Source organism: Synechococcus sp. H55.10 (genome assembly GCF_047502715.1).
Lineage (GTDB): Bacteria > Cyanobacteriota > Cyanobacteriia > Thermostichales > Thermostichaceae > Thermostichus.
The window spans coordinates 1-1,268 of record NZ_JANSJJ010000034.1 but is presented as its reverse complement, the minus strand read 5'-3'; the positions used below and the strand labels follow the sequence as shown (position 1 = coordinate 1,268).

1 protein-coding gene is annotated in these 1,268 nt (G+C 60.3%); it reads left to right on the top strand.

Translation table 11 applies throughout. The annotated features are described in order from the left end of the window. Positions 1-463: 463 nt before the first annotated feature. Positions 464-1,268, top strand: an 805-nt coding sequence (locus NW858_RS02780; protein WP_414519692.1) for a hypothetical protein, incomplete at its 3' end; no start/stop codon positions are given.

The following is a 1,268-nucleotide window of genomic DNA, read 5'->3' as shown; positions in this document are numbered from 1 at the left end:
ATCCTGGTTGGGTCTCCAGAAAAAACATCCACTCCTCATCCTGCCACCCTTCTGCCCCGGAGCGAGCACCATTTTTCGGAGAAAGTAGGCAGATCTTCCGGTTTTTTGGGGGCGAAGCGTCAACCCCCTGCCCAGCAAGGATCCCACCCGCCCCCCCCAGACTGCGCTGTATCCCCAGGGATCCCAACTTCTCTTGGAAAAAAAGGGCAAGACTTGCCAACCTGGCCAGATCTGCCTGTATGATTTACGGAGTAACCAGAGCAAGCGCTGAAACAAGCGCGTATGCGTCTCCCAACCGAACGGCAAGCCCCTAGCTTCATCAGTTGCTTTGGGCCAGTTGATCGGGTAAGTTGAGGGAAGTGTTCAGCCGAACCCTACTTTTTTGGTTAAGAGGAGAAAAATGAACGGAACAATGCAGAAGTGGCTGCTGAAGTCACTTGGTTCTCTGACTTTAGCGTCTGCCGTGGTACTTGTGCCTGTGATCCTGACGGGCTGCGGCGAGGACAGCGCTGGCCCTGCGGTGCCCGTGCCGCCCCCACCGCCGCCAGCTCCCCCGGCTCCCCCGTCGCCAACTCCCACGCCAACTCCGGCGCCGGCAGGCACGATTAACGTTACGCCTGAGACCGACATTAACCGGATTATTGAGACTTCCGATCGCACTCGGCCTCTCACCCTGGTTCTGGGGCGGGGTGTTTACCGCCAGAACATTGTGATCAACCGCAGCAACGTCACGGTGCGCGGCGCAAGCGGCGATGTGGGCGATGCCGTCGTGGTAGGTGGGGCTACCGGTGCGCCGGTTCAGGTGACGAACAACGCTTCCGGCGTCGTCCTGGAGAACTTCTCCATCCTCAACACCCGCTCCTTGGCGTCCATTGAGTACGGCATCAACGCCGAAGACGCCACCGAAGTCACCGTTACCGGCGTAGATATAGTCCTCTTCCCCACCGTGACCCCTCCGGCCTCGCGCGGGGTGGCGATCGGCTTTGGCTCAGCGGCTGCCGGCGCCACCTCCAAGAACTTGACGGTTACCCGCTCCAACCTGTTTGTGGCTGGCGCGGGCAGCTCGGCAGGCATCCGCATTGCCGGCGACAACGCGGGCATCAACCTCCGGGTGGAAACCAACAACATCTTCTTGGGCTACGAAGCTGTCCCCGACATCTCAGATCAGCTGATCAGACCTACGGCCCAGGATGTGGGTGCCGGCTCTGCCGCCATCTTTATTGAGTCGGCGGTGACGGGGCTGAGCCTGACTTTTACCGGCAACACCA